This is a genomic window from Lysobacter xanthus, assembly GCF_047159895.1.
Genome location: NZ_BAAGAB020000140.1, coordinates 1 through 2,006, shown reverse-complemented (window position 1 = coordinate 2,006; position 2,006 = coordinate 1). Strand labels below are relative to the sequence as shown.

Sequence of the window (2,006 nt, the reverse complement as noted above, 5' to 3'; positions counted from 1 at the left end):
ACTCCGAAAGTGCCGCCTAACAATTCGTCCAAGCCGACGCCGCTTCGCGGCGCGGCTTAACTCAGGTGTTAGGCCTCTTCGGAAAATGGATCGCAACCCCTACGAGCCACCCGGGAGCTCCCTCGGCGGAGAAAACGTACCCAGACCTATAGGGTTTCTCACCCACGGTCTTGGGCTTCCGGCGTTCCTCTTTGGCATGGTCGGCGTAGTCGTCAATCTCGCATCAGGTGACTTCATTGAGCGCGCCTCCGTAGAGCCCGCTCGCCTTGTTCTCGGGCTGTCGTTGGCGGGTGCGTCTTTGATCGCCGGCGGTGCGCTGTTTCAACTTCACCGGCTTAGTCTGCCCGCGTACGGCGCCGCGGCGATGCTCACGCTCCTCTCGGCTGGGTGGAATCGCACTTCGCTAGGCGTCGGCGCAGGGCTATTCGCATTGTTTGCGGCTGGATTCGTGTACAGCATGTGGCTGAACCGGCGGGGTCTCCTCGGAAAGAGGCCTAACAATTCGTCCAAGCCGACGCCGCTTCGCGGCGCGGCTTAACTCAGGTGTTAGGGTGCAGTGAGAGAACTTGTGCACTGGAAGAAAACCTTTGCGACCGCGGCCTTGGCTGTGGCGCTCACCGCCGGGGTGGCTTTCGCTAACGGGTTGAGTCTCGGCCTATGGCTCGACCGCATTCCGTCCGTAGATGACGCAATTCGATTCAGCCGCCTTACTCGAAACGCGGCCATAGTGGTCATCGTCGGACTGCTGTACTGGCGCCTATGTAGAACAGTGAATGCGCGGCCGCTGCTACATGTTGGTTTCGCGTGGCTTCTTGCGCTTGGGATGGATTTCTTGCTTGGAGCAGCACTGGCCTTCTTACTTCATCTTCCGTCCAACCCTGGCGCGGGCTTCGGCTACATCGTCTCCACGTTACTAGCGGCGCTATTCGGCTACGTCATTTATCGCCTGCTCCCTAACAATTCGTCCAAGCCGACGCCGCTTCGCGGCGCGGCTTAACTCAGGTGTTAGGTGCCGCACGAAAGTATGTCGCAGCCGCTAGTCCCTAATTGGCTCAAGTCCGCAGCCTTCACGGCATTTGTCGTGCTTTGGCTGTCAATGTGTAGCTACCGGTTTGTTAGCCCAACTGCACGGGCGGCTCGACAGACTCTCGAACATCTTTCCACGGCTCACGTGTCGGCGATCGTGTTAGAGCCAGCCGAAGACGATTCGCTCGTGCCCACTCGTGAGGTCATAACAGATCCAGCCTTGGTCGCTCGGTGGGTTGGCGCCGTGTCACCGCTGGAGAGCTACTTGCCTAACCATCCCAAGACCCAGAAATGCATGTTCGTCAGCTTCGTAACGCCAACACGAAAGGTAGGTGGCCGCCTGTGCACCGTCGCCGGCGGCAGACCCACTCTGGATCAGGCAAGCTCTATCCAAACCGGCTGGCACTACGGGTCGTACCTTTTGCCGAGAAGCACCAACCTTCAAGGTCTACTGTCAGCAAGTGAGCGCGCAACGGCGGCACCTAACAATTCGTCCAAGCCGACGCCGCTTCGCGGCGCGGCTTAACTCAGGTGTTAGGCCTCATGGACACAATTCTGGCGGTCGTAGACACAGTTCTGGCTGTCGTGTTCTCTGTGTCGCTTCTCGCGCTATTGCCCGCGTTTATCCTCGCTATCTACTCGGAGCGGAAAGTTTCGGCGCGCCTGAAGGAAGCGCACGGCCGGATCTGGACGGAGATAGCGCCGCTCCCATTTGCGCAGTCGAGCGTTTCCTCTCCCTTTGCGAAGTTCATCCTAGAACGTCGCTACTTGCAGCTCGGAGATGCCGAGCTGTCGCGGTTCGGGGAAGTCGCTCGTACTCAGCTGCGCATCGCAATCTGGGTGCTTCTGGCAACGATTCTGTCGGGAGTGTGTCGCACGCTGCTGGAAGAGCTAGCATGAGGCCTAACAATTCGTCCAAGCCGACGCCGCTTCGCGGCGCGGCTTAACTCAGGTGTTAGAGGGCACTGCCAGTGCGTCGC

2 protein-coding genes are annotated in these 2,006 nt (G+C 59.5%); both read left to right on the top strand.

Annotated features, from left to right (window positions below; all coding sequences use genetic code 11):
• Positions 1-556 precede the first annotated feature (556 nt).
• The gene (locus ACY35P_RS15475; RefSeq protein ID WP_462116729.1) at positions 557-997 is read left to right on the top strand and encodes a hypothetical protein; all 441 of its coding nucleotides are present in this window, start codon (positions 557-559) and stop codon (positions 995-997) included.
• A 572-nt stretch (positions 998-1,569) separates the two neighbouring features.
• Positions 1,570-1,926 carry a hypothetical protein gene (locus ACY35P_RS15470; RefSeq protein WP_462116728.1) on the top strand — a complete coding sequence of 119 codons (357 nt, stop codon included), beginning with the start codon at positions 1,570-1,572 and terminating at the stop codon, positions 1,924-1,926.
• Positions 1,927-2,006: the final 80 nt, after the last annotated feature.